This window comes from Sphingobium sp. BHU LFT2, from assembly GCF_018604485.1.
Classification (GTDB): Bacteria; Pseudomonadota; Alphaproteobacteria; order Sphingomonadales; family Sphingomonadaceae; genus Sphingobium; species Sphingobium yanoikuyae_A.
The window spans coordinates 1-22,660 of record NZ_JAFCGW010000023.1 but is presented as its reverse complement, the minus strand read 5'-3'; the positions used below and the strand labels follow the sequence as shown (position 1 = coordinate 22,660).

Genomic DNA, 22,660 nt, shown 5'->3' with positions numbered 1-22,660 from the left:
GGCGCCGGCCCTTTTTGTTTGGGTTCAGGCTGGCGTGCTGTCCGTCCATTCGGATCGCAGCATTCGCATGATCGCGGTATCCCATCGCGCATCGCCGACCCGCACGGAGGACAGGCGGATGCCTTCGGTCACGAAGCCCAGCCGTTCATAGCTGCGGATGGCGGGCCGGTTCCAGGCATAGACATTGAGTTCCAGCCGCTCGACGGCGTCGAAGGCAAAGGCGCTGGCGAGCGCAAGGCGCAGCATCGGCACCGCCAGACCCCGGCCGCGCGCATCGGGCGCGATCGCGACACGGCCCAGCGTGGCATTGCCGTTGCGCCAGTCGAAGGCGATCTGGACATGGCCGACCAGTCGATCACCGTCCTGCGCCATCCAGCACAGGCGCATGGGCGGATCGCTGCGTCCTTCGTCCAGCATCGCTGTCATCTGCTCGTCGGACAGCGGGAAATGGACATAGGGGCCGCCCCACTGAACGACATCTGCGTCGCTGCCAAACCAGCCCGACAGGGTGGAGAAATGATCGGGGGTGAAGGGAAGGAGATGGACCATAAGGCGGTCATAGGCGCGCCAGCCTGCGGAGTGCCACGGCCGGTTGTCTGAAGGTGGCGCGGTCAACGGATCAGACGAAGATGCTGTTCCAGTCCTGCTTCATGCTGACCAGGGTCAGGCCATAATCCTGGGCCTTGTCCAGCGCCTCGGCCAGGGGACTCAGGAAGAAATCCCGATCATAGGCAAATTCCCGAACGGCATCGTCATGATGCAGCAGCAGCGCCAGCCGTGGCCCTGATCCGGTCTTCACATAGCGGAGCATGGCGAGGTCGCCGTCCGAATTGCCGAAGGCCAGGATCGGGCGACGGCCGATATGAAGGGCGATATTCTGCGCTTTCGCCTCGCGATCGTCGAAACAGCGGAGTTCGGGCAGTTTGACAAGTTGCGCGACGCCATCACCGTCGATTTCGAACCGGGTGCGAAGGCTGGAGCCGATCACCTGTTCGGGCGGAATGCCATAGACGTTTTCGGCGAAGGCGCGCATCAGGTCGAGCCCGCCGCCCGAGACGATATAGGTCTTGAAATCATGGGCGCGCAGGAAATCGAGCAATTCGATCTGCGGGCGATAGACGCATCGGGTGAAGGGCCGGTCGAGCAGGGGATGATGTGCGGTGGCGAGCCAGTCGCGTGCGATCCTGTCAAATTCCTCTTCGGTCGCGCCCGCATGCTCACGGGCGGCAACCTCCAGCAGCCCTAGCTTCCCCAGCGCCTTCATGGCCGGCATGTCCTGTTCGACATAGGCCTTGAAAGGCTGTTGCTGCGCGAGTTCCGGTTCCTGTTCGATCAGTTTTGCGCGCAGCATGCGGCCGAACAGGAACTGGGTCTGAAGTGGCTGTTCCGCCCAGAGCGTGCCGTCATTGTCGAAGGTGGCGATGCGCTGCGGGGTGGGGACATGCTCCGGTCCCGAGCCTGTCACGCGGGCGACGAAATCCAGGATCGCGGCCTTGGCAGGTCCGTCGTTCCAGGATGGCAGGGGATCGGACATGGCTGGCTCCTTCGCGCTTGGACGTCCGGTGATTGGACCGGGACGGGAAGCTGGGAGCAATCGGGGTTTCCCCCGGAAAGGGGCGGGCATGGCCCGCAGTCGGGGCGAATGGCCGTTGGCCATTCGCCCCTTTACTTGCGATCAGGCCGTCAGCGTGGCGTTGTCGATCACGAAGCGATATTTGACGTCGCTCTTCTGCATGCGGGCATAGGCGTCTTCGATATCCTGGATGCGGATCATCTCGATGTCCGCAACGATGCCCTTCTCTGCGCAGAAATCGAGCATCTCCTGCGTTTCGGCGATGCCACCGATCAGCGAGCCGGCAATGCTGCGGCGCTTGAAGATCAGCGCGCCGACATTGGGCGAGGGGTGGGCATGTTCGGGCACGCCGACCAGTGTCATCGTCCCGTCGCGCTTCAGCAGAGTGGTGAAGGCGTCGAGATTATGGCTGGCCGCGACCGTGTTCAGGATGAAGTCGAAGCTGTTGGCATGGGCCTGCATCTCTTCGGCATTGCGCGAGACGACGACTTCGTCCGCACCGAGGTCCAGCGCGTCCTGGCGCTTGGATTCCGAGGTGGTAAAGGCGATCACCTTGGCGCCCATGGCATGGGCCAGCTTGATGCCCATATGGCCCAGGCCGCCAATGCCGACGATGCCGACCTTCTGGCCGGGGCCGACCTTCCAGTGGCGCAGCGGCGACCACGTGGTGATGCCCGCACACAGCAGCGGCGCCACCGCGGCGAGCTGATCGGCGGGGTGGCTGATCTTCAGGACGAACTTGTCCTTCACCACGATATTCTGCGAATAGCCGCCCAGCGTGTGGCCGGGCGCATCATCGGTCTTGCCATTATAGGTGCCGACAAAACCGTTCTCGCAATATTGCTCCAGCCCTTCGTCGCAGGAGGCGCAGCCCTGGCAACTGTCGACCATGCAGCCGACGCCGACCGTGTCGCCGACCTTGAAGGCGCTGACATGATCGCCGACCGCGGTCACATGCCCGACGATCTCATGGCCGGGAACGCAGGGATAGAGGGTGCCGTCCCATTCGGACCGGACCTGGTGCAGGTCCGAATGGCAGACGCCGCAATAGGCGATATCGATCGCGACATCATGCGGACCGACGGCGCGGCGTTCGATGTCGAGGGCTTCGAGCGGCTTGTCGGCGGCGTTGGCGCCATAGGCTTTGGTGGCCATGGGGATGTCCCTTTGCTTGAGGTTCGCGGTGTGCAGGGCAGACATGCCCCTCCGCTGCTATTCTTGGATGGGCGCGGGCCGTGGGACGGCCTGTGCCTGTCCCATGTAGGAAGTCGACAGGCTGTTGATTAGGCCGGCTTTCGGCAACACAGCCATGAATGGCAATCATGAATGGCGGTGTTGGCCGCCCTTTGTTCCATCCCGCCATTGCGATCCGCGCCGGTGCCGCTATCTCTGCGGCCATGTCGCAGCCGCAATCCCCCGACCGTTTCAACGAAGACAAGGCGACCTATACCGTCACCGGCAGCCAGCCCGACATCGATGCAGGTGTGGAGGCGATCCGCACGACGCTCAAAACGCTGCCGACCCGACCCGGCGTCTACCGGATGCAGGATGCGCGCGGCGATGTCCTCTATGTCGGCAAGGCGCGGGCGCTGAAGAACCGGGTGGCCAATTACACCCAGGTCGATCGCTTACCCAACCGCCTGCGGCGCATGGTGGCGCAGACGCGCAGCATGACGATCGTCACCACCAACAGCGAGGCGGAGGCGCTGCTGCTGGAGGCGCAGCTGATCAAGCGCTATCGTCCGCCCTATAATGTCCTGCTGCGCGACGACAAAAGCTTCCCCTTCATCCTGCTGCGCGAGGATCATGATTTTCCCCGCGTGCAGAAGCATCGCGGCGCGCGCAAATATAAGGGGCGCTATTATGGGCCCTTCGCCAGCGCCGGATCGGTGACGCGGACGATCAACGCGCTGCAGAAGCTGTTCCTGCTGCGGTCCTGCACCGACAGCTTCTTCGCCAATCGTTCGCGGCCCTGCCTGCTGTACCAGATCAAGCGCTGCTCGGCGCCCTGCGTCGATCGCATCGACACGGCCGGCTATGCCGAACTGGTGCAGGACGCACAGGATTTCCTGGGCGGCAAATCGACCGCCGTGCAGCAGAAGCTGGGCGCGGCGATGGAGGCAGCGGCCGAGGCGCTGGATTTCGAACAGGCGGCGATGATCCGCGACCGGCTGAAGGCGCTGACCTTCATCCAGGGATCGCAGGCGATCAATGCCGAGGGGCTGGGCGACGCCGACATCTTCGCATTGGCGGAGAAGGGCGGATCGATGTGCATCCAGGCCTTCTTCATTCGCGGCGGCCAGAATTGGGGCCATCGCAGCTTCTTCCCGGTCCACACCAATGATGTGGCGACCGAAGAGGTGCTGGAAAGCTTCATGGCGCAATTTTACGAGGAAGTGCCGCCGCCCAAGCTGATCCTGACCGACCGTGAGCCGGCCGAGTGCGAGCTGATGGCGCTGGCGCTGAGCGAAAGGCTAGGCAGCAAGGTACGGATCGAGGTGCCCCAGCGCGGCGAGCGCACGCGCCTGATCAAACAGGCGCAGCGGAACGCGGTGGAGGCGCTCGACCGGCGCCTGGCCGAGACCACGACCCAGGCCAAGATATTGGACGAGATGGTCGAAGCCTTCGGGCTGGACGGCGTGCCCGACCGGATCGAAATCTACGACAACAGCCATATCCAGGGCGCCCATGCGCTGGGGGCGATGGTGGTCGCCGGGCCGGAGGGGTTCCGCAAGAACGCCTATCGCAAGTTCAACATGAAGAACCCGGACATCTCGAACGACGATTTCGCGATGATGCGCGAAATGTTCGAGCGGCGCTTCGGCCGGGCCGCGCGCGAAGACCCCGATCGCGACGGCGGCGAATGGCCGGACCTAGTGCTGATCGACGGCGGCAAGGGGCAGTTGTCGGCGGCGCGGGCGATGCTGGAGGATATGGGCATCGAGGATGTCTGCATGATCGGCATTGCCAAGGGGCCACATCATGGCCGCGACGGGCGCGAGGTTTTCCACCTGATGGATGGGCGGGAGGTGAGTTTCCCGATCAATCATCCGCTGCTCTTCTACATGCAGCGCCTGCGCGATGAAGCGCACCGCTTTGCCATCGGCGCGCATCGGGCGAAGCGCAGCAAGGCGATCACCGTGTCGTCGCTGGACGAGGTGCCCGGCATCGGCCCGGCCCGGAAAAAGGCGCTTCTGATGCATTTCGGGACGGCGCGGGCGGTGCGCGATGCGGCGCTGGAGGATCTGCAACGCGCCCCCGGCGTGTCGAAGGCGGTGGCCCAGCAGGTCTATGACTATTTCCACGGCTGAAAAATGTGACGATAACGCAATGATTTTTGCTGGCTCATAAGTGTCGCGTTAACAATTGCTGGCGATGTTTCCCCCCGGCCGATCGGTGGGGGAGACAAGAGTGGGGAACAGTTGGGGGCTTGCGGCTGCGCAATTGGCAACAGTCGCTTTTCTGATGATGGCGGGCGTTCTGGCGCCGCCGGCACGTGGCGACATGCTCGCCATTCCCCTGACGACGGCCAGCGGCCATGGATTGGCGGCGGGGTTGATTGCGGTCGGCGCGATCCCGATCGGCAAGGGGCAGTTCGAGGGGGCATTGGTGGTGCGGGGGGACCGCGACCGCCTGGCCTGGCCGATGCTGACGCGCGGCGTATTGCTGCTGGCGGCGCCCGATTTCCTCTGTGCCGGCAGGGGAGGGCGGGCATGAACGTCGAACGCCCGATGGAAAGCATCCGCCTGGCCGGTGCGCGCATGCTGATGTGGCTATTCTGGCTGAATGTGCCGGCACTGATGCTGATCGGCTGGTGGCTGAAGGCACCCGATGCGGAAGTCGGCGCGCTGGCGGCTGCGCTGCTGGCGCTGCTTCCGACCATCATGGTGCGGCGGCGCGACATTGCGGCGCCGGCGCGCATGACGCTGGCGGTGACATCGGTGGCGATCCCGGCGCTCTATGTCTTCCTGCTGCGCGGGCATGGCTGGCAGATGGACATGCATATGGGTTTCTTTGCGGCGCTGGCGGCGCAGACCGTGCTGCTCGATCGGCGGGCGTTGCTGGTCGCGGCCGGCGTGACGGCGCTCCACCATCTGATCCTCAACTATAGCTATCCCGCCTGGGTGTTCGCCAGCGAGGGCGATCTGCCTCGCGTGCTGGTGCATGCGCTGATCGTGGTGATCCAGACCCTGATGCTGTGGTGGATCGTGTCGCTGCTGACCCAGACCATCCGCCTGCAAACCGAGGAGCGGCAGCGGAGCGAAGGGCTGCGCAAGGAGGCGGACGCGGCGAAGGAGCGGGCCGAGGTCGCGCTGGCCGAACTGGAGCGGGCGCAGACGATTGCCACTCGTCAGCGCGCGATCGAGGAAGCGGCGCGGCGGGCCGAAGAGGCAAGCGAGCGGCGCCGGCTGGTGGCCGATGCGCTGGAGGCGCGATTGGGCGCGGTGGTCGGCGATCTGGGCCAACTGGCCGGGCAATTGTCGGCCAGCAAGCAATGGCTGTTCGATCTGCTCGATCGCACGACCCAGCGTTCGGCCGAATTGCGCAAGGCCCATGCCCGCGCCGATGGCGATGTCCGCGCGGTGGCGCAGGATACGGAAAAGCTGGCCATTTCGATCAATGGCGTGGGCGGCAGCGCCAGCCATACCCGCGACAATGCGCTGCGCGGCGCGATGGCCACCCGTGCGCTGACGCCGGAGGTCGACATGCTGTCGGCGACGGTCGATTCCGCCAGTTCGATCGTCGCGCTGATTTCGCAGATCGCGGCGCAGAGCCGGACCCTGTCGCTTAACGCCGGGATCGAGGCGGCGCGTAGCGGCAGCGAGGTGCGGGGCTTTGCCGTCGTGGCATCGGAGATGAAGAGCCTCGCCGCGCAGACGGCCGAGGCGACCCGCCAGATTGACATCTATCTGCAGGATATTCGCCGTGCGGCCGACAGCGTGTCGGGCGCGATCGACGTCGCGACCCAATCGGCCGACACGATCGATCGGTCGACCGCCGGCATCGTCGATGATGTGGCGGAACAGATACGCGCCACCGGCGAGATCGCCGCGGCGACCGAGGAGATGGCCCGCCACATCGCCGAAGCGGCGTCCCAGGCCGAAGCGCTGAGCCTGGCGCTGGCGGAGGCGCAATCGGCCATGGGCGAAACCGACGCGGCGGCGACGGCCCTGTCCAGTCGTTCGCAGGAATTGCAGGAAACGGTGCGTAACGTGCTGGAGGAACTGCGCGCCGCCTAGCGCTGGGGCGGGTCGCCGGGGAAATTCGCCTTCAGGAAATCGAGCACCAGCCGGGCGCGGGCGGGCAGGCGCTTCAGCGCGGGATGCACCGCCAATATGTCGATCGGGTCGATCTGGCTGGCGGGGAGGACGCGCACGAGGCGCCCCGCCTCCAGATCCTCCGCCACCCGCACGGCAGGCAGCATCGCGATGCCGAGGCCGGCAAGCGCGGCGCGATGCACCGCTTCGCTATTGTCGCTGCGGAACGGGCCGCTGATCAACTGGTCGCGGCCATCCACCGTCCATTTGGCCGGCAGGTCGCCATAGCCATAGGCGATGCAGCGATGGCTCGGCAGATCGTCCGCGCTGGCGGGCAGGCCATGGCGCGCGACATAGTCGGGATGGGCGACCAACATGCGGGGCAGGGCGCCCAGCCGATGCACGACCAGCATATCGTCCCCGACCGGGCCGACGCGCAGCGCCAGATCGAGCCGGTCCTGGACCAGATCGCGTTGCCAGTCGGTCATCGCCATGTCGATCCGCAGGCCGGGATGCTGATCGCTGAGCAGGCTCAGCAGGCCCAGATAATAGAGGCCCAGCGCGGTCGTGACGCCGATCCGCACCGTGCCGCTGACATCGCCCTGGACCGGGCGCAATTCCTGTTCGGCCACTTCCAGCGCGTCGACCAGCGTGCGGGCATGGACCAGCAACTGGTCGGCTTCCGGCGTCGGGACCAGCCGGCGCGTGGTGCGATGGAACAGCACGGTACCAAAATGGGCTTCCACCTGATCGAGCCGGCGGGCTATGGTGGTGTGGCTCGCATGCATCTCGGCAGCGACGCGCGTGAAACTGGGCTTTTCGCATAGCCGTATGAAGGTGCGGATCGAAAGAAGCAGGTCGCTCATTTGAACATGTCCTGCACAGATATTGTGCCGGGAATCCCTATTGTGCGGAGAACGGAAAAGCCAGACCTAAGCGCCGGCGCAGGGACGCCAGTCAGACATTTAATGGAGACGAGAGGATGGCATCGGATCGTATCGGTCATGCAGGGTTTGCGGCAAAAAGGCGCAGCGCGCAGGACGCAGCTGCCCTGATCGCCGACGGCATGACCGTGGGCATGAGCGGCTTCACCGGTTCGGGCTATCCCAAGGCCGTCCCTCTGGCGCTGGCCGACCGAATTACTGCCGCCCATTCCGCTGGTGATCCGTTCCGGGTGAAGGTGTGGACCGGCGCATCGACCGGGCCTGAACTGGATGGCGCGCTCGCCAAGGCCGACGGCGTCGAATTTCGCCTGCCCTATAATAGCGATCCGATCGCCCGCGAGCGGATCAACCGCGGCGAGATGCAATATTTCGACATGCATCTGAGCCAGGTCGCGCCGATGGCGTGGCAGGGCTTTTTGGGCGAACTGGATGTCGCCGTGGTCGAAGTGACCGGCATCACGCCCGATGGCCTGCTGATTCCGTCCGCCTCGGTCGGCAACAACAAGACGTGGCTCGATCGCGCCAAGGGCATCATCCTGGAGGTCAATAGCTGGCAGAATGCTGCGCTCGAAGGGATGCACGACATTTATTACGGCACGGCGTTGCCGCCCAGCCGCGTGCCGATCCCGCTGACCCGCGCGGATGATCGCATCGGCGAGCCCTATTTCCGCGTCGATCCCGCCAAGGTGCTGGCGGTGGTCGAAACCGACTCGCCCGATCGCAACGCGCCCTTCACCCCGCCCGATGACAGTGCGCGGGCGATCGCTGGCCATCTGCTCGAATTCCTCGGCCATGAAGTGAAGATGGGCCGCATTCCGGCGTCGCTGCTACCGCTTCAGTCGGGCGTCGGCAATATCGCCAATGCCGTGCTGACGGGCCTCATCGATGCGCCGTTCGACAATATGGTCTCCTATACGGAGGTCATTCAGGACGGCATGCTCGACCTGCTGGAATCCGGCAAGCTGCGCATGGCGAGCGCCACCGCCTTCTCGCTCAGCCCCGAGGCGGCCGCGCGGCTCAATGCCGACATGGCCCGCTTCCGCAACAAGATGATCCTGCGTCCGCAGGAAATCAGCAACCATCCCGAACTGGTTCGCCGCCTGGGCTGCATCGCCATGAACGGCCTCATCGAGGCGGACATTTATGGCAATGTGAACTCCACCCGTGTCATGGGATCGCGTATCCAGAACGGCATCGGTGGATCGGGCGACTTTGCCCGCAACGCCTATCTGTCGATCTTCATGACGCCCTCGACCGCCAAGCAGGGCAAAATTTCGGCGATCGTGCCGCATGCCAGCCATGTCGACCATATCAATCAGGATGTGCAGGTGATCGTCACCGAACAGGGGCTGGCCGACCTGCGCGGGCTGGCGCCGCGCCAGCGGGCCGAACTGATCATCAACAATTGCGCCCATCCCGATTATCGCCCGATGCTGAAGGATTATTTCAGGCGGGCGATGCAGGGCAGCTATGGCCTGCAGTCGCCGATGCTGCCGGCCGAGGCCTTCGCCTGGCACCAGCGCTTCATCGATACCGGCACGATGATGCCGGGCTGATCATCAATGGCCCGGCGCAGCCTGACCTGCGCCGGGCCATTGATCATTGCTGTTCGATTGCCGCTTTCCGACATATTTCCGCTGAGGGAACCGGGAGCCATGCCGTCCGCTTGACCTGCATATTCGCAGCACGGACCCATCATGGATTTCCTGACGACCGACTTTCTCGACAAGCCCATCTGGATGTGGGCGCTCTTCCTGACGACCATCATCGCATTGCTGGCGCTGGATCTGGGCGTGCTGCATCGCAAGCAACGCGAGATCGGCGTGCGCGAGAGCGTGAAGCTCGCGGGTTTCTACATTGCGATCGGCCTTGCCTTTGGCGGCTGGATCGCCTGGCAGATGGGGCAGGAGGCGGCAGTCGCCTATCTCACCGGTTTCGTCGTCGAAAAATCGCTCGCGCTCGACAATGTCTTCGTCATCGCGATGATCTTCTCCTTCTTCCATGTGCCGCGCCGCTACCAGCATGAGGTGCTGTTCTGGGGCATCATCGGCGTCATCGTCCTGCGCGCGATCATGATCGGACTGGGCGCGGCGCTGGTCCAGAATGTCTCCTGGGCGCTCTATTTCTTCGCGGCGATCCTGATCTTCACCGGCATCCGCATGTTGTGGACGGTGGGCAAGGAGCAGACGATGGAGGGGAACCGGCTGCTCGGTTTCCTGCGCCGCCACATGCGCGTGACCGACCGGGTGGAGGGCGATCATTTCTTCGTGCGCCAGCCGGCCGAGCCGGGCGGCAAGCCGCTGCTCCATGCGACGCCGCTGTTCCTGGCGCTGGTGATGATCGAGATTGCCGATGTCATCTTCGCGGTGGATTCCGTGCCGGCGATCTTCGCCATCACCACCGATCCCTATCTGGTCTATACCTCCAACATCTTTGCGATCCTGGGGCTGCGCGCGCTCTATTTCGCGCTGGCGGCGGCGGTCCACCGCTTCCATTATCTCAAATATGCGCTGTCGGTGGTGCTGATCTTCATCGGCGCCAAGATCTTCCTGGCCGATGCGCTGGGGTTGGAGAAGATCCCGCCGGCCTTTTCCCTGCTGGTGACGGCCGGGGTGTTGGGTGCAGGCATCGGCCTGTCGCTGTGGCGCACCCGTGGCGAGGCGCAGCCGCAACATTAGATTTGGCACGAATGCCGGATCGCCGATAGGAAGGCGCCATGCCCGTCCTCATCACATCCGGCATCGTCTGCGCGCTGCGTGCCCATGGCGAACATGGCGCGGTCGCGCGGCTGCTGACGCCCGATCATGGGCTGGTCGCGGGCTATGTGCGCGGCGGGCGGTCGCGGGCGCTGCGCCCGGTGCTGCTGCCGGGCAATGCGGTGAAGGCCGAGTTCCGCGCCCGTACCGAAGATCAGCTCGCGAGCCTGACCGTCGAACTGGAGCATAGCCGCGCGCCTCTGCTGGGAGAGCCATTGCCGGCGGCAGCGATCGACTGGGCCTGCGCACTGACGGCGGCCGCCCTGCCGGAGGGAACGCCCTATCCGACGCTCTACGAAGCGCTCGATGGCGTGCTTGGTGCTGTCGAGGCGGCGCCGGCGGCGCGGGGCTGGGCGGCGGCTTTGGTCCGTTATGAATTGCTGCTGCTGGCGGAACTGGGCTTCGGCCTTGACCTCAGCCGCTGCGCTGCCACCGGCACCGCCGACGAGCTGGCCTTTGTCAGCCCGCGCAGCGCCGCGGCGGTCAGCCGGGCCGGGGCGGAGGGCTATGAGGCGCGCCTGCTGCCGCTGCCGCCTTTCCTGTTGCAGGGCGGGGCCGGAGACTGGTCGCAGATCATGGATGGATTGCGCCTGGCAGGCTTCTTCCTGGAGCGGTCGGTGCTGACCGAAAGGCGGGCCGATGTGCTGGCCGCGCGCGAAAGACTGGTCGATCGGCTGAAAAGAGCGGTTGCGTAACGCGCGCAGTTTTTGCAAGGGCGGGCGCGCCGTTTCCGCATTCTCCGTTCGCCCACCGTGCAGCGGCGGCCATTTTCTTTCGCGGAACCGTGCCGGCAGAGATTTAGAAAGAGGTTTCCCATGTTGATCGCCCTGTTCCCTGGAGATGGTATCGGCCCCGAGATCGTCGCGCAGGCGAAGCGCGTGCTTGATGCGCTGGCGATCGACGGCCTCACCTATGAAGAGGGTCTGGTCGGCGGTTCGGCCTATAAGGCGGTCGGCCATCCGCTGCCGCCCGAGACGCTGGACATCGCCAAGCGCGCCGACGCCATCCTGTTCGGCGCGGTCGGTGATCCCGACTGCGACTCGCTGGAACGCCATCTGCGTCCGGAACAGGCGATCCTGGGCCTGCGCAAGGAACTGGGCCTCTTCTCCAACCTGCGGCCGGCCAAGGTCTTCCCCGAACTGGCGCACGAAAGCGCGCTGAAGCCCGAAGTGGCCGGATCGATCGACCTGCTGATCGTGCGCGAGACCAATGGCGACGTCTATTTCGGCGAGAAGGGCATGCGCACTACCGCCGATGGCCTGCGCGAAGGCTATGACATCATGTCCTATAACGAGGCCGAGGTGCGCCGCATCGCCCATGCCGGCTTCCAGGCGGCGCGCGCCCGTCGCGGCAAGCTCTGCTCGGTCGACAAGGCCAATGTGCTGGAAACCAGCCAGCTGTGGCGCGACGTGGTGATCGAGGTGTCGGCCGAATATCCCGACGTCGCCCTGACCCACATGTATGTCGACAATGCCGCGATGCAGCTGGTCCGCAACCCCGGCCAGTTCGACGTCATCGTCACCGGCAACATGTTCGGCGATATCCTGTCGGATCAGGCGAGCATGTGCGTGGGCTCGATCGGCATGCTGGCGTCGGCGACGCTCAACGGTAGCGGCCAGGGCCTCTATGAACCGATCCATGGTTCGGCACCCGACATTGCCGGCCAGGGCAAGGCCAATCCGTTGGCGACCATCCTGTCGGCGGCGATGATGCTGCGCTATTCGCTGAACCTGTCCGAGCCGGCCGACCGGATCGAGGCGGCAGTGGCCAAGGCGCTGGCCGACGGTGCCCGTTCGCCGGATCTGGGCGGCACGATGAACACGGTGGAGATGGGCGACGCGGTTCTCGCTGCGCTCTGATCCGACTTCGGTTCGTCGCATTTGCGTGACGCGAACGTAAAGTTTCTTCGTTTCCGGTCGATATGAGCGGTGAATGGGGACGCAAATGCCGACTGAACTGATTGAAGACCATCATGTCCTGCGGGGCATGATGCGGGATTTTGCCAGCATGATGGACGATGACGTCCGCGACATGGCACTCCTGACCCGCTGGCGCATTCGCTTCGCCCAGCTGTTCCGCGACCATATGGGGCGTGAGGACATGCTGGCGCGGGGCTTGCGCCAGGGGCCGCTGGCGATCGAAGCCGAGCCGGTCGTGCATCAGCATGGCCGCACCATGGTGGCGCTGTTCCTGCGCTACAGCGACCATATCAAGCAATGGACCCCGGCCCAGATCGCGGCCGACTGGGGCAATTACAAGCGGGCGACGCTGGCGCTGCAGGATTCCCTCTATGACCATATGGAGTGGGAAGAGGCGCATCTGCATCCGCTGATCGAGGGCAGGGTGCGAAGGGCCGCCTAGACCTTGATCGCTTCAGGCTGAATCTGCCTGAAGCGTGAATCAAGGTCTAGCATCCAAGAATAGAGCCTGATTCACGCTATCGGTGGAAGCGCAAGGCGCTTCCGCCTCAAACGATCAGGCTCTAGGGGGCCAATTCGCGCATATCGGTCCTGTCGGCTGTTCCGCACGCCAGCTAGGCAGCGGCATGGACGACTTTTCCCTGCCCAGCCTTCGTGCCGCCGCCGCCATGGTTCATGACCAGGTGCCGCCGACCCCGCAATATGCCTGGCCGCTGCTGGCCGGGCGGATCGGCGTCGAAACCTGGGTCAAGCATGAGAACCATACGCCGACCGGCGCCTTCAAGGTGCGCGGCGCCATCACCTATATCGACTGGCTGCGCCGCACCCATCCGGAGGTGACGGGCATCATCACCGCGACCCGCGGCAATCATGGCCAGGCGCAGGTGCGCGCGGCCCGTGCCGCCGGCCTCCAGGCGACGATCGTCGTTCCCCATGGCAATGCGCTGGAGAAGAATGCCGCGATGCGGGCATTCGGCGCGACCCTGATCGAACATGGGCATGATTTCGACAGCGCCAAGGCGGAGGCTGTGCGCCTGGCCGCCGAGCAGGGGCTGTTCATGGTCCCGGCCTATCATGAACAACTGGTGCGCGGCGTTGCCAGCTATGGGCTGGAACTGTTCGATGCGGTGCCCGACCTCGACACCGTCTATGTTCCCGTCGGTTGCGGATCGGGCCTGTGCGCCACGATCGCGGCGCGCGATGCGCTGGGCCTCAAGACCAAGGTCGTCGGCGTCGTTTCCGCCCATGTCGATGCCGCCAAGCGCTCGTTCGAGGCAGGGCAATTGCTCACCAGCCTGACCGCCTATACCTTTGCCGATGGCGTCGCCGTCTGCACCCCGGTTCAGGCCGCGCTCGACTATTTCGGGCCGCGCGCCGATCGCTTTGTTGGCGTCACCGATGACGAGGTGGCGGACGCCATCCGCATCTATTGGCAGGACACCCATAATCTGGCCGAGGGCGCCGGTGCGGTGGCGCTGGCCGCGCTGATCCAGGAAAAGGAGCAGATGCGCGGCAAGAAGGTTGCGGTTATCCTCTCGGGCGGTAATGGCGACATGAGCCAGATGGCACAGATATTGGGCGGCGAAACGCCGCGCGTCACGACGGATATGCGGAAGGCGATATGAAGCGGAAGAGCGGGCAGAACCCTGAGATCACCAAGAACTGGAAGCCGGCGACGCTGGCCATCCGGGGCGGCACCGCCCGCACCGAATATGGCGAGACGTCCGAGGCCTTGTTCCTGTCCAGCGGCTATTGCTACGACCGGGCCGAGGATGCCGCCGCGCGCTTCGCCGGCGAACAGCAGGGCATGACCTATAGCCGGCTGCAGAACCCGACTGTCGAGATGCTGGAGCAGCGCATCGCCCTGCTGGAAGGCGCCGAAGCCTGCCGCGCGACCGCGACCGGCATGGCGGCGATGACCGCTGCCCTGCTGTGCCAGTTGTCGGCCGGCGACCATGTCGTCGCGGCCAAGGCGGCCTTTGGCTCCTGCCGCTGGCTGGTCGACACGCTGCTGCCCAAGTTCGGCATCGCGACGACGACGATCGACGGCAGCGACGTTGCGGCCTGGGAGGCGGCAGCACAGCCCAATACCAAGGTCTTCTTCTTCGAGACGCCGGCCAATCCGACCATGGACGTTGTCGACATCGCCGCCGTCTGCGCGATCGCCAGGGCCCGCGGCATCACCACCGTTGTCGACAATGCCTTCGCCTCGCCCGCATTGCAGCGGCCGATGGAGTTCGGCGCCGACGTGGTTGCCTATAGCGCGACCAAGATGATGGACGGGCAGGGCCGCGTGCTGGCCGGCGCCATCTGTGGCAGCCGCGACTGGATCGACAATGTGCTGCTGCCCTTCCACCGCAACACCGGCCCGACGCTCAGCGCGTTCAACGCCTGGGTGGTGCTGAAGGGGCTGGAGACGCTGGACCTGCGCATCCGCCGTCAGAGCGAGAATGCGCTCAAGGTTGCCCAGTTCCTGGAAACCCGCCTGCCCAAGGTCAATTATCCGGGGCTGGAGAGCCATCCCCAGCATGCGCTGGCGATGCGGCAGATGGACGCGGCCGGACCGATCTTCTCGCTCTATGTCGGCGGCGGCCGGGCCGAGGCGCATGGCCTGCTCAATGCGCTGGAACTGGTCGACATCAGCAACAATATCGGCGATTCGCGCTCGCTGATGACCCATCCGGCATCCACCACCCATTTCGGCATGGCCGAAGAGGCGCGACTGGAAGTCGGCATCACCGAGGATATGCTGCGCCTGAACGTCGGCCTGGAAGATCCGGACGATGTGATCGCGGACTTCGACCAGGCGCTCAAGACGATAGGGCGTTGACGGAACCGGGCAGGGAGGCGCATGCGGGAGATATGAACGCATTGTTCCCCCTGCACGCGACGACGCGGGACATCATCGTCCATGTCGCCGTGACTTTCCTGCCCGAACAGTCGGAGCCGGACCGGGGGCGCTGGTTCTGGGCCTATCATATCCGGATCGAAAATCAGGGCGAACAGCCGGTGCAACTGCTGAGCCGTCACTGGATCATCACCGATGGGCGGGGCATTCAGCAGGAATTGGAGGGTGAAGGCGTGATAGGGGAACAGCCGGTGGTGCAACCGGGCAAAAGCTATGACTATGTGTCGGGCTGCCCGCTCAACACGGCGACGGGGTCGATGCGCGGCGCCTATACGATGATCGGTTCCGATGGCGAGACGTTCGAGGTGACCATTCCCCATTTCGCGTTGATCGCGCCGGCGGTGGCCGAATGAAGCGGACCCATTTGCCGCTCAACGGCCTGCGCGTGCTGGATGCGGCGGCGCGTCACCTGTCCTTTACCCGCGCCGCCGACGAACTGGCGGTGACGCCGGCGGCGGTCGGCCAGCAGATCCGCGCGCTGGAGGATATGCTGGGCGTGGTGCTGTTCCGCCGCACGCCCAAGGGGCTGGAACTGACGCCCGAGACCGAGGCGGGGCTGGAAGCGCTGCGCGCCGGTTTCCTGGAGTTTGAGGAAGCGGTGCGGGCGATGCAGGCGGGCCAGTCCAGTTCGTCGCTGACGATCGCGGCGCCGCGCGACATCACCGCCAAATGGCTGCAGCCGCGCCTGGCCGCCTATGCCGCGAGCCAGCCCGGCCTGACCTTCTCATTGGTCGCCGCCGACGAGGCGCTGGACTTTACCGAGGCCAATCTGGATCTGGCGCTGCGCCTGACCGATGGCGCGGGCGAGCATGAGGGCATCAAGATCGGCGAAACCGCCTTCGTCACCGTGGAAGCGGCGGCAGGTGGGCCGGAGCAGCGGATCGAATGGCCCGGCTGCCCCTCGGGCGACCTGCCTGCCGCGATCCGGGTGGCGGATGCAGGGCTGGCGATCGAGGCGGCGGCGAACGGCTTTGGCCGGGCGAGCGTGCCGCTGCTGCTGGCGCAGGCGGATATCGAGAATGGACGGGTGCGCAAGGTGGGCGATGCCCTGCCGACGATGCTCAGCTACTGGCTGATCGCGCCGTTGCCGCAATGGCGCCAGAAGAAGGTTAAGGCGCTGGTCGAGGCGCTCACGGCCTGATCCGGCGCGGCCGGGAAAATAGGATTTCGTCCGCTTAACTTCGCATATTTCCCGCATATTTCGACATTAAATGTCCAGCTGGTGATGGATTGTTGCGCGTTCCGTTCATGTCCCATCGGGCATGTATAGAGGATCGGCGGCGTGTAGGACAGGCGCCGGGCCGGGGATCAGTCGGCGAGCAGGTTGAGCGCGCGCGTCATCAGCATGACGAAGCGGCCTTCGTCGACGCGGGCGACCGGATCATTCCAGGCGCCGCTGACCGCGTAATATTGGCCGTCCTGCGCCTGCACCAGGAAGTTCATGGCAATGACGCCGGGTTCGCTGCCGCCCTTGTAGCCGAAATAGCGCCAGCGTTTCGCGTTGGCGGGGGCGATGCCCGGATTGACCGCCATGATCGACAGGGCGTCGCCGCCGTTGCGGCGCAGCCAGTCGAGCTGGGCGATTTCCTCCTGCGGGCTGGCGAACCATTCGAGCGTGTCGATTGCTACCGGATTTTCCGACACGGTGCCGACATCGACATGAGCGGCGGTCAGCCGGGTGGCGGCATCCCGCAACAGGGCGCGGCGATCGGCGATGGTCCCGGCCTCATAGCGGCGGCGCAATTCGGCATTGGCCGGCATCTTCAGGGCAAAGGCCTCTGCCGTGGTCAGCATCGGCAGGCTGCGGGGATCGGTGATGCCGAAGCGCTGGCGCATGGCGTCGACCTTGTCGCGGCCGAGGCCCAGCAGCAACGTGTCCGATGCGCTATTGTCGCTTTCGGCGATCATCGCGGTCGCCAGACTGTGCAGCGTCATCGGCGCGCGATCGGGCCATGCCATCAGCCGGCCGGAAAAGCTTTTCGGGCCGAGCGGGATGACATCGCTCCAGCGCCGCTCACCGGCTTGCACCGCACGCGCCAGTTCGGCCAGCACGGTCAGCTTGAAGGAGGAGCCGGTGGCCATCGGCTGGTCGGGACGGTGCGACTGGAGCAGGACGGGACCGGCATCGGTCAGCCGGGCGATGGCGAAGCTGCTGCGACCCGGCAGGGCGGCGATGTCGCGCAGCACCGCGGCCATGCTGTCATCGGCCTGGCGGCTGCCGATGATGCGCAGGCCGACGACGCGGTTGGGCGGATCGGGCGCGATCACCAGCGTGATGGCGACGATCGCCCGTTCGTAGCGGACCTCCATCTGCCCGGCGGTTGCGCTTTGCTGGGTGAGCGCGCCAAGCGCGATCGGACGGCCATGCTGCCGGCGCAGGTCGGCGGCGAGCGCGCGCCAGCGGTCGACCGGGATCGCGTCGATGAAGACGGGGGAGAAGAAGTCGGCTTCGTTGCCGGGGGCAGCGAGGATGGTCACCAGTTGCGTGGCGCGCGCGCGAAAAGCGGGGGCGGGATCAGCCATGGCGCGGCCGGGCAGCAGCGCCATCCCGATGAGGACAAGCGCGGCCGCCAGCAGCCTCATGCGTCAATCGCTTCCTCATCGACCGCTGCCGCATTTTCCTGGATGAAGGCGAAGCGATGGGCCGGATTGGTGCCCATCAGCCGCTCGACCAGATCGCGCACCTGCTGCCGATCCTCGATATCGTCGGGCAGGGTGATGCGGATCAGGCTGCGGGTCTTGGGATCCATGGTGGTCTCGCGCAGCTGCATCGGGTTCATTTCGCCCAGCCCCTTGAAGCGGCTGATCTCGACCTTCTTGCCCTTGAACTCCTTGGCCAGCATCGCCTCGCGCTGGGCATCGTCCATCGCATATAGGCTCTTGCCGCCGGCGGTCAGGCGATAGAGTGGGGGCTGCGCCAGATAGAGATGACCGCGCCGCACCAGTTCGGGCATTTCCTGGAAGAAGAAGGTCATCAGCAGGGTGGCGATATGGGCGCCGTCGACATCGGCGTCGGTCATGATGACGATGCGTTCGTAGCGCAGATTATCCGGGTTACAATCCTTGCGCGTGCCGCAGCCCAGCGCCAGGATCATGTCAGCAATTTCCTGGTTTGCCAATATCTTGGCGGTGTTTGCTGAGGCGACGTTGAGGATCTTGCCGCGCAGGGGCAAGATTGCCTGCGTCTTGCGGTCGCGGGCCTGCTTGGCCGATCCGCCGGCTGAGTCGCCTTCGACCAGAAAGATTTCAGCACCTTCCGGGTCATCGTTCGAACAATCTGTGAGCTTGCCGGGCAGGCGCAGCTTGCGCGCGCTGGTGGCGGTCTTGCGCTTGATCTCCTTTTCCTGCTTGCGCTTCAGCCGCTCGTCCATGCGGTCGATGACATAGGCGAGCAGTGCCTTGCCCCGGTCCATATGGTCGGTCAGGAAATGGTCGAAATGGTCGCGCACCGCATTTTCGACCAGACGCGCGGCGTCGGGGCTGGTCAGGCGATCCTTGGTCTGGCTCTGGAACTGGGGATCGCGGATGAAGACCGACAGCATGATCTCCGATGACGTCATGATGTCATCGGCGGTAATGTCCTTCGCCTTCTTCTGCCCCACCAGTTCGCCAAAGGCACGGATGCCCTTCACCAGCGCGGCGCGCAGGCCGTTTTCATGGGTGCCGCCATCGGGGGTCGGGATGGTGTTGCAATACCAGCTATAGCTGCCGTCGGACCAGAGCGGCCAGGCGACCGCCCATTCGACCCGGCCGGCTTCGCCCGGAAAATCCTGATTGCCCGAGAAGAATTGGGTGGTGGCGCATTCGCGCTCGCCCAGTTGCTCCTTCAGATGGTCGGCCAGGCCGCCGGGGAACTGGAACACTGCTTCGGGCGGGGTGTCGTCGCCGATCAGTTCGGGTGCGCATTTCCAGCGTATCTCGACCCCGGCGAACAGATAGGCCTTGGACCGGGCGAGACGATAGAGCTTGGCCGGCTTGAACTTCTGCTCGCCGAAAATCTCGCTGTCGGGGATGAAGCTGACCGCCGTGCCGCGCCGGTTGGGGGCGGCGCCGACCTTTTCCAGGCCGCTGGTGGGCAGGCCCTGGCTGAAGCTTTGGCGGAACAATTCCTTGTTGCGTGCGACCTCGATCACGGTCTTGATCGACAGGGCGTTGACGACGCTGATGCCCACGCCATGCAGGCCGCCCGAGGTTGCATAGGCCTTGCCTTCGAACTTGCCGCCGGAATGGAGGGTGGTGAGGATGACTTCCAGCGCCGACTTGCCGGGGAATTTGGGATGGTCATCCACCGGAATGCCGCGACCATTGTCAGTGATAGTCAGCTTGTTACCCGGTTCCAGGCTGATCTCGATCCGCGTGGCGTGACCGGCGACGGCTTCGTCCATGCTGTTGTCGAGCACTTCGGAGGCGAGATGGTGGAAGGCGCGCTCGTCGATGCCACCAATATACATGCCCGGACGGCGCCGGACCGGCTCCAGTCCTTCGAGCACTTCGATAGTGGAGGCGTCATAGCCCGGCGAGGTGGTGGACTGGGCGGAGGCGAACAGGTCTTCGGACATTCCGCCAAGCTATAGGCAGCCGGGCGTCGGGCGCAAGCGCTGCGCGCACGCGATCGCTAGCAATCAATTGTTACAAGGCGCTTTGCAACAAATTGGCCGACAGAGCCGTTGCCTCCATCAGGGTATATTCCCAAGGTCAGGCTGGAGAAATTCATGACATTCAAGCATTTTGCGCCGATCGGCGCCACGCTGGCGCTCGCCCTGGCGACGCCGGCAATGGCACAGCAGGACAGCGGCAAGGTCGACTGGACCGGCCCCTATGTCGGCGGCTCCTTCGGCTATAACTGGTCGAAGGGCGATGGCGGCGAGCATCTGCGCTTCGACACGGACGGGGACGGCAATTATGATGATGTCGTCACCACGGCGGCCGGGGCCAATGCCTTTTCGCCCGGCACCTGCGGCGGTTCGGCACGGGGGGCGACGCCGGCCAGCGGCTGCAATGGCGACAAGGATGCGATCGGCTGGATGGGCCATGTCGGCTATGACCGGCAGTTCGGCAGCATCGTCGCGGGCATCGTCGGCGAAGCGGGCAAGGCCTATGTCAGCGACAGCGTGACCGAATATTCGAGCACGCCGGCCAGCTATACCATGACCCGGCGGATCGGCTGGAACGCCAATCTGCGCGCGCGGCTGGGCTACACCACCGATGGCGGGGTCATGCCCTATATCACCGGCGGTCTGGCCTATGCCAAGGTGAAGAATCATTTCGACACCAGCAACACCGCCAACAGCTTCACCGAATATGATCGCAAGGAAGATGCCTGGGGCTACACCATGGGCGGCGGTGTCGAGGCCAAGGTCGCGCAGAATTTCTCGATCGGCGCCCGCTATCTTTGGACCCGTTACAATACCGGCGACTATCGCGTCGATGTGGGGCAGGGCAGCGCGCCCGCGACCAACCCCTTCATCATCACGCCATCCGGCGGCACCAGCATCAATCGTGGCGACAAGTTCGACAATCAGAGCCTGATGGCGACCGCCAGCTTCCGCTTCTGATCCGCCGCAATGAAGGGGCCGGGGCGATGCTCCGGCCCCTTCCTCTTGTGATCTTTACCTGATCCTGCGTCCGCCATAGCATCCCGCCGACAGGATATGGCGGGAGGTCGAGAAAATGGCGGCAGGTTTCAACCCCGATGCGGCGACCGCCGCCTATCTGGCGACGCTGTCGCCGGCCCAGCATGAACGGGCGATCGCCTATACCCAGGGCGGGCATTGGCTGCTGCTGTGGGGCATGCTGGTGACACTGCTCGCCATGGCGCTGATCTGGCGCAGCGGTCTGCTGGTGCGGTTGGGGCGGCGGGTGCATGTGCGGCGCCCCAATCTGGCGGTGTTCCTGTCTGCCTTGCTCTTCTTCCTGCTCGACTGGCTGATCGAACTACCCTGGTCCGTCTATGCCAATTGGGGACGCGAGCGCAGCTACGGCCTGACCAGCCAAAGCTTTGGCGGCTGGCTGGGCGAGGACATATTGTCGAGTGCGATCAGCATTCCGTTGCTGGCGCTGCTGGCGGTTGCCATCTATGCGCTGATGCGGCGCACGCCGCGCTGGTGGTGGGCCTGGTCGGGGCTGGTGGTGGTGCTGGGCATCATCCTGATGGTGGTCATTGCGCCGGTGGCGATCGAGCCGCTGTTCAATAACTATACGCCAGCGCCCGCCGGGCCGACCCGCGATGCGGTGGTCGAGCTGGCCCATCGTGCCGGCGTGCCGGGCGACAAAATCTATATCTATGACGGGTCGAAGCAGTCGGAACGCTATACCGCCAATGTCTCCGGCCTGTTCGGCACGGCGCGGGTGGCAATGAGCGATGTGATGTTCAAGCGCGGCGCCGACCTGGCCGAGGTGCGGGGCGTGGTGGGCCATGAAATGGGCCATTATGCCGAACATCATGTGCTGTGGCTGGCGGGCGGCATGAGCCTGCTGGCGATGCTGCTCTTCTTCCTGGTCGACCGGCTTTATCCGGTGGCGGCGCGCTGGTTCGGCGCGGGAAGCGCGATCAGCGATCCGGCGCATATGCCGGTCGCCTGTGCGGTGGCGGCGGTGGTCGGGATATTCCTGGTGCCGCTGATGAACAGCATCAGCCGCTATGACGAGAATGCCGCCGACCGTTTCTCGCTCAAGGTCGCGCATGAGCCCGATGGCCTTGCCAAGGCGCTGGTCAAGACGATCGAATATCGCGCCTCATCGCCCTCGCGGCTGGAGGAAATCCTGTTCTACGACCATCCCAGCGTCGAACGGCGCATCCATGCGGCGATGGTCTGGAAGGCGGAAAATCCGCAACTGGTCGGCAAATAGGGGGCAAAAGAAAAGGCCGCCCGGTGGGGCGGCCTTCCTTATCTGGTTTGGCTCAGCGGACCCGCGGGCCGCCGAAGGGCAGCGGCGGAGGCGGGCGGCGCGTGCCGCGCGGCAGTTGCGCCTGATAGGCGCGGCCGCAATGTTCGACGCAATAGGGGAAGCCAGGGTTCACCGCTTCGCCGCAGAAATGGAAGTCCGGCTCGCCCGGATGGCCCATCGGCCACTTGCAGATCCGCTCGGTCAGGTCGAGCAGGCTCGTCTTGCCGGCAATTTCGGCGCTCGGCTTGGCGGGCACCAGGCGGCGTGGCGGCGCCGGCGGGATCGGTGCCTGCTGGTCACCGGGGCCCTGGCGCAGGAAGCCGCCGGGGCCGACCGACACGATGCGCGGCTGCGGCGCGGCAGGCGCGTCGCTGGGGGCAGCGGCGGCAGCCGGTGCGGCAGGCGCAGCCGGTG

At 65.1% G+C, this 22,660-nt stretch carries 21 protein-coding genes; 14 read left to right on the top strand and 7 right to left on the bottom strand.

All coding sequences use genetic code 11. The features are described from left to right. Positions 1 to 24 precede the first annotated feature (24 nt). The 3 genes from JQK15_RS24085 to JQK15_RS24075 all read right to left on the bottom strand — a co-directional run bounded on the left by JQK15_RS24085 (position 25) and on the right by JQK15_RS24075 (position 2,728). Positions 25 to 549, bottom strand: a complete 525-nt coding sequence (locus tag JQK15_RS24085; RefSeq protein ID WP_214868740.1) for a GNAT family N-acetyltransferase — start codon at positions 547 to 549, stop codon at positions 25 to 27. 70 nt (positions 550 to 619) lie between these two features. Continuing rightward, positions 620 to 1,534 (bottom strand): HAD family hydrolase, encoded by a 915-nt coding sequence (locus JQK15_RS24080; RefSeq protein WP_214868738.1) that lies wholly within the window; start codon positions 1,532 to 1,534, stop codon positions 620 to 622. A gap of 141 nt (positions 1,535 to 1,675) precedes the next feature. Next, positions 1,676 to 2,728, bottom strand: coding sequence for an NAD(P)-dependent alcohol dehydrogenase (locus JQK15_RS24075; protein ID WP_214868736.1), 1,053 nt, complete (start codon positions 2,726 to 2,728; stop codon positions 1,676 to 1,678). A 242-nt stretch (positions 2,729 to 2,970) separates the two neighbouring features. Between JQK15_RS24075 and uvrC the strand changes: the two genes are divergently transcribed. The 3 genes from uvrC (at position 2,971) to JQK15_RS24060 (ending at position 6,813) form a co-directional block, all read left to right on the top strand. Next, a complete protein-coding gene (uvrC, locus tag JQK15_RS24070; protein ID WP_037512030.1) occupies positions 2,971 to 4,884 on the top strand; it encodes an excinuclease ABC subunit UvrC in 1,914 nt (637 codons plus the stop codon). A 154-nt stretch (positions 4,885 to 5,038) separates the two neighbouring features. Next, on the top strand, positions 5,039 to 5,290 hold the full coding sequence (locus JQK15_RS24065) for a hypothetical protein (RefSeq protein ID WP_214868734.1): 252 nt from the start codon (positions 5,039 to 5,041) through the stop codon (positions 5,288 to 5,290). Next, positions 5,287 to 6,813: a methyl-accepting chemotaxis protein gene (locus tag JQK15_RS24060; RefSeq protein WP_214868732.1), complete on the top strand. Its 1,527-nt coding sequence runs from the start codon at positions 5,287 to 5,289 to the stop codon at positions 6,811 to 6,813. The genes JQK15_RS24065 and JQK15_RS24060 overlap by 4 nt, the downstream gene beginning before the upstream one ends. Here JQK15_RS24060 and JQK15_RS24055 read toward each other — a convergent pair. Next, the gene (locus JQK15_RS24055) at positions 6,810 to 7,697 is read right to left on the bottom strand and encodes a LysR family transcriptional regulator (protein WP_214868730.1); all 888 of its coding nucleotides are present in this window, start codon (positions 7,695 to 7,697) and stop codon (positions 6,810 to 6,812) included. The two genes, JQK15_RS24060 and JQK15_RS24055, sit on opposite strands and share 4 nt — an antisense overlap. A 116-nt stretch (positions 7,698 to 7,813) precedes the next feature. Here JQK15_RS24055 and scpC point away from each other — a divergent pair, with 116 nt between their 5' ends. The 9 genes from scpC to JQK15_RS24010 all read left to right on the top strand — a co-directional run bounded on the left by scpC (position 7,814) and on the right by JQK15_RS24010 (position 16,499). Beyond that, complete coding sequence (scpC, locus tag JQK15_RS24050; RefSeq protein WP_214868728.1) at positions 7,814 to 9,331, top strand: succinyl-CoA:acetate CoA-transferase ScpC; 1,518 nt, start codon at positions 7,814 to 7,816, stop codon at positions 9,329 to 9,331. A 141-nt stretch (positions 9,332 to 9,472) separates the two neighbouring features. Then, positions 9,473 to 10,453, top strand: a complete 981-nt coding sequence (locus JQK15_RS24045) for a TerC family protein (RefSeq protein WP_214868727.1) — start codon at positions 9,473 to 9,475, stop codon at positions 10,451 to 10,453. A gap of 38 nt (positions 10,454 to 10,491) precedes the next feature. Next, positions 10,492 to 11,226, top strand: a complete 735-nt coding sequence (gene recO / locus JQK15_RS24040) for a DNA repair protein RecO (protein WP_214868725.1) — start codon at positions 10,492 to 10,494, stop codon at positions 11,224 to 11,226. Between the two features lie 120 nt (positions 11,227 to 11,346). Further along, complete coding sequence (leuB, locus tag JQK15_RS24035; RefSeq protein ID WP_214868723.1) at positions 11,347 to 12,390, top strand: 3-isopropylmalate dehydrogenase; 1,044 nt, start codon at positions 11,347 to 11,349, stop codon at positions 12,388 to 12,390. 85 nt (positions 12,391 to 12,475) lie between these two features. After that, positions 12,476 to 12,892: a hypothetical protein gene (locus JQK15_RS24030; RefSeq protein WP_214868721.1), complete on the top strand. Its 417-nt coding sequence runs from the start codon at positions 12,476 to 12,478 to the stop codon at positions 12,890 to 12,892. A gap of 184 nt (positions 12,893 to 13,076) precedes the next feature. Further along, a complete protein-coding gene (locus tag JQK15_RS24025; protein ID WP_214868719.1) occupies positions 13,077 to 14,075 on the top strand; it encodes a threonine dehydratase in 999 nt (332 codons plus the stop codon). Beyond that, positions 14,072 to 15,280, top strand: a complete 1,209-nt coding sequence (locus JQK15_RS24020) for a trans-sulfuration enzyme family protein (protein ID WP_214868717.1) — start codon at positions 14,072 to 14,074, stop codon at positions 15,278 to 15,280. Before JQK15_RS24025 ends, JQK15_RS24020 begins: the two co-directional genes overlap by 4 nt. Positions 15,281 to 15,312: 32 nt before the next feature. Further along, positions 15,313 to 15,711 (top strand): Co2+/Mg2+ efflux facilitator ApaG/CorD, encoded by a 399-nt coding sequence (apaG, locus tag JQK15_RS24015; RefSeq protein WP_004207375.1) that lies wholly within the window; start codon positions 15,313 to 15,315, stop codon positions 15,709 to 15,711. After that, a complete protein-coding gene (locus JQK15_RS24010; protein WP_004207374.1) occupies positions 15,708 to 16,499 on the top strand; it encodes a LysR family transcriptional regulator in 792 nt (263 codons plus the stop codon). The genes apaG and JQK15_RS24010 overlap by 4 nt, the downstream gene beginning before the upstream one ends. 167 nt (positions 16,500 to 16,666) lie before the next feature. Here the strand turns inward: JQK15_RS24010 and JQK15_RS24005 are convergent, their stop codons facing one another. Both JQK15_RS24005 and parE read right to left on the bottom strand, forming a co-directional pair. Further along, positions 16,667 to 17,941, bottom strand: a complete 1,275-nt coding sequence (locus JQK15_RS24005) for a serine hydrolase (protein ID WP_214868715.1) — start codon at positions 17,939 to 17,941, stop codon at positions 16,667 to 16,669. Next, positions 17,938 to 19,917: a DNA topoisomerase IV subunit B gene (parE, locus tag JQK15_RS24000; RefSeq protein WP_214868713.1), complete on the bottom strand. Its 1,980-nt coding sequence runs from the start codon at positions 19,915 to 19,917 to the stop codon at positions 17,938 to 17,940. Before parE ends, JQK15_RS24005 begins: the two co-directional genes overlap by 4 nt. A gap of 153 nt (positions 19,918 to 20,070) precedes the next feature. Here parE and JQK15_RS23995 point away from each other — a divergent pair, with 153 nt between their 5' ends. Both JQK15_RS23995 and JQK15_RS23990 read left to right on the top strand, forming a co-directional pair. Continuing rightward, positions 20,071 to 20,913 (top strand): outer membrane protein, encoded by an 843-nt coding sequence (locus tag JQK15_RS23995; protein WP_214868711.1) that lies wholly within the window; start codon positions 20,071 to 20,073, stop codon positions 20,911 to 20,913. A gap of 115 nt (positions 20,914 to 21,028) precedes the next feature. Then, positions 21,029 to 22,207, top strand: coding sequence for a M48 family metalloprotease (locus tag JQK15_RS23990; RefSeq protein ID WP_214868709.1), 1,179 nt, complete (start codon positions 21,029 to 21,031; stop codon positions 22,205 to 22,207). Positions 22,208 to 22,259: 52 nt separating this feature from the next. Here JQK15_RS23990 and JQK15_RS23985 read toward each other — a convergent pair. Further along, on the bottom strand, positions 22,260 to 22,660 hold a 401-nt coding region (locus tag JQK15_RS23985), incomplete at its 5' end, for a GcrA family cell cycle regulator (protein WP_214868707.1).

Coding starts and splice junctions, on each gene's coding strand:
- JQK15_RS24025 (WP_214868719.1), top strand. CDS start 13,077: ATGGACGACTTTTCCCTGCCCAGCCTTCGTGCCGCCGCCGCCATGGTT.
- uvrC (WP_037512030.1), top strand. CDS start 2,971: ATGTCGCAGCCGCAATCCCCCGACCGTTTCAACGAAGACAAGGCGACC.
- JQK15_RS23990 (WP_214868709.1), top strand. CDS start 21,029: ATGGCGGCAGGTTTCAACCCCGATGCGGCGACCGCCGCCTATCTGGCG.
- recO (WP_214868725.1), top strand. CDS start 10,492: ATGCCCGTCCTCATCACATCCGGCATCGTCTGCGCGCTGCGTGCCCAT.
- JQK15_RS24075 (WP_214868736.1), bottom strand. CDS start 2,728: ATGGCCACCAAAGCCTATGGCGCCAACGCCGCCGACAAGCCGCTCGAA.
- JQK15_RS24060 (WP_214868732.1), top strand. CDS start 5,287: ATGAACGTCGAACGCCCGATGGAAAGCATCCGCCTGGCCGGTGCGCGC.
- parE (WP_214868713.1), bottom strand. CDS start 19,917: ATGTCCGAAGACCTGTTCGCCTCCGCCCAGTCCACCACCTCGCCGGGC.
- JQK15_RS23995 (WP_214868711.1), top strand. CDS start 20,071: ATGACATTCAAGCATTTTGCGCCGATCGGCGCCACGCTGGCGCTCGCC.
- leuB (WP_214868723.1), top strand. CDS start 11,347: ATGTTGATCGCCCTGTTCCCTGGAGATGGTATCGGCCCCGAGATCGTC.
- JQK15_RS24020 (WP_214868717.1), top strand. CDS start 14,072: ATGAAGCGGAAGAGCGGGCAGAACCCTGAGATCACCAAGAACTGGAAG.
- JQK15_RS24085 (WP_214868740.1), bottom strand. CDS start 549: ATGGTCCATCTCCTTCCCTTCACCCCCGATCATTTCTCCACCCTGTCG.
- JQK15_RS24080 (WP_214868738.1), bottom strand. CDS start 1,534: ATGTCCGATCCCCTGCCATCCTGGAACGACGGACCTGCCAAGGCCGCG.
- JQK15_RS24045 (WP_214868727.1), top strand. CDS start 9,473: ATGGATTTCCTGACGACCGACTTTCTCGACAAGCCCATCTGGATGTGG.
- JQK15_RS24030 (WP_214868721.1), top strand. CDS start 12,476: ATGCCGACTGAACTGATTGAAGACCATCATGTCCTGCGGGGCATGATG.
- JQK15_RS24055 (WP_214868730.1), bottom strand. CDS start 7,697: ATGAGCGACCTGCTTCTTTCGATCCGCACCTTCATACGGCTATGCGAA.
- JQK15_RS24065 (WP_214868734.1), top strand. CDS start 5,039: ATGATGGCGGGCGTTCTGGCGCCGCCGGCACGTGGCGACATGCTCGCC.
- JQK15_RS24010 (WP_004207374.1), top strand. CDS start 15,708: ATGAAGCGGACCCATTTGCCGCTCAACGGCCTGCGCGTGCTGGATGCG.
- scpC (WP_214868728.1), top strand. CDS start 7,814: ATGGCATCGGATCGTATCGGTCATGCAGGGTTTGCGGCAAAAAGGCGC.
- JQK15_RS24005 (WP_214868715.1), bottom strand. CDS start 17,941: ATGAGGCTGCTGGCGGCCGCGCTTGTCCTCATCGGGATGGCGCTGCTG.
- apaG (WP_004207375.1), top strand. CDS start 15,313: ATGAACGCATTGTTCCCCCTGCACGCGACGACGCGGGACATCATCGTC.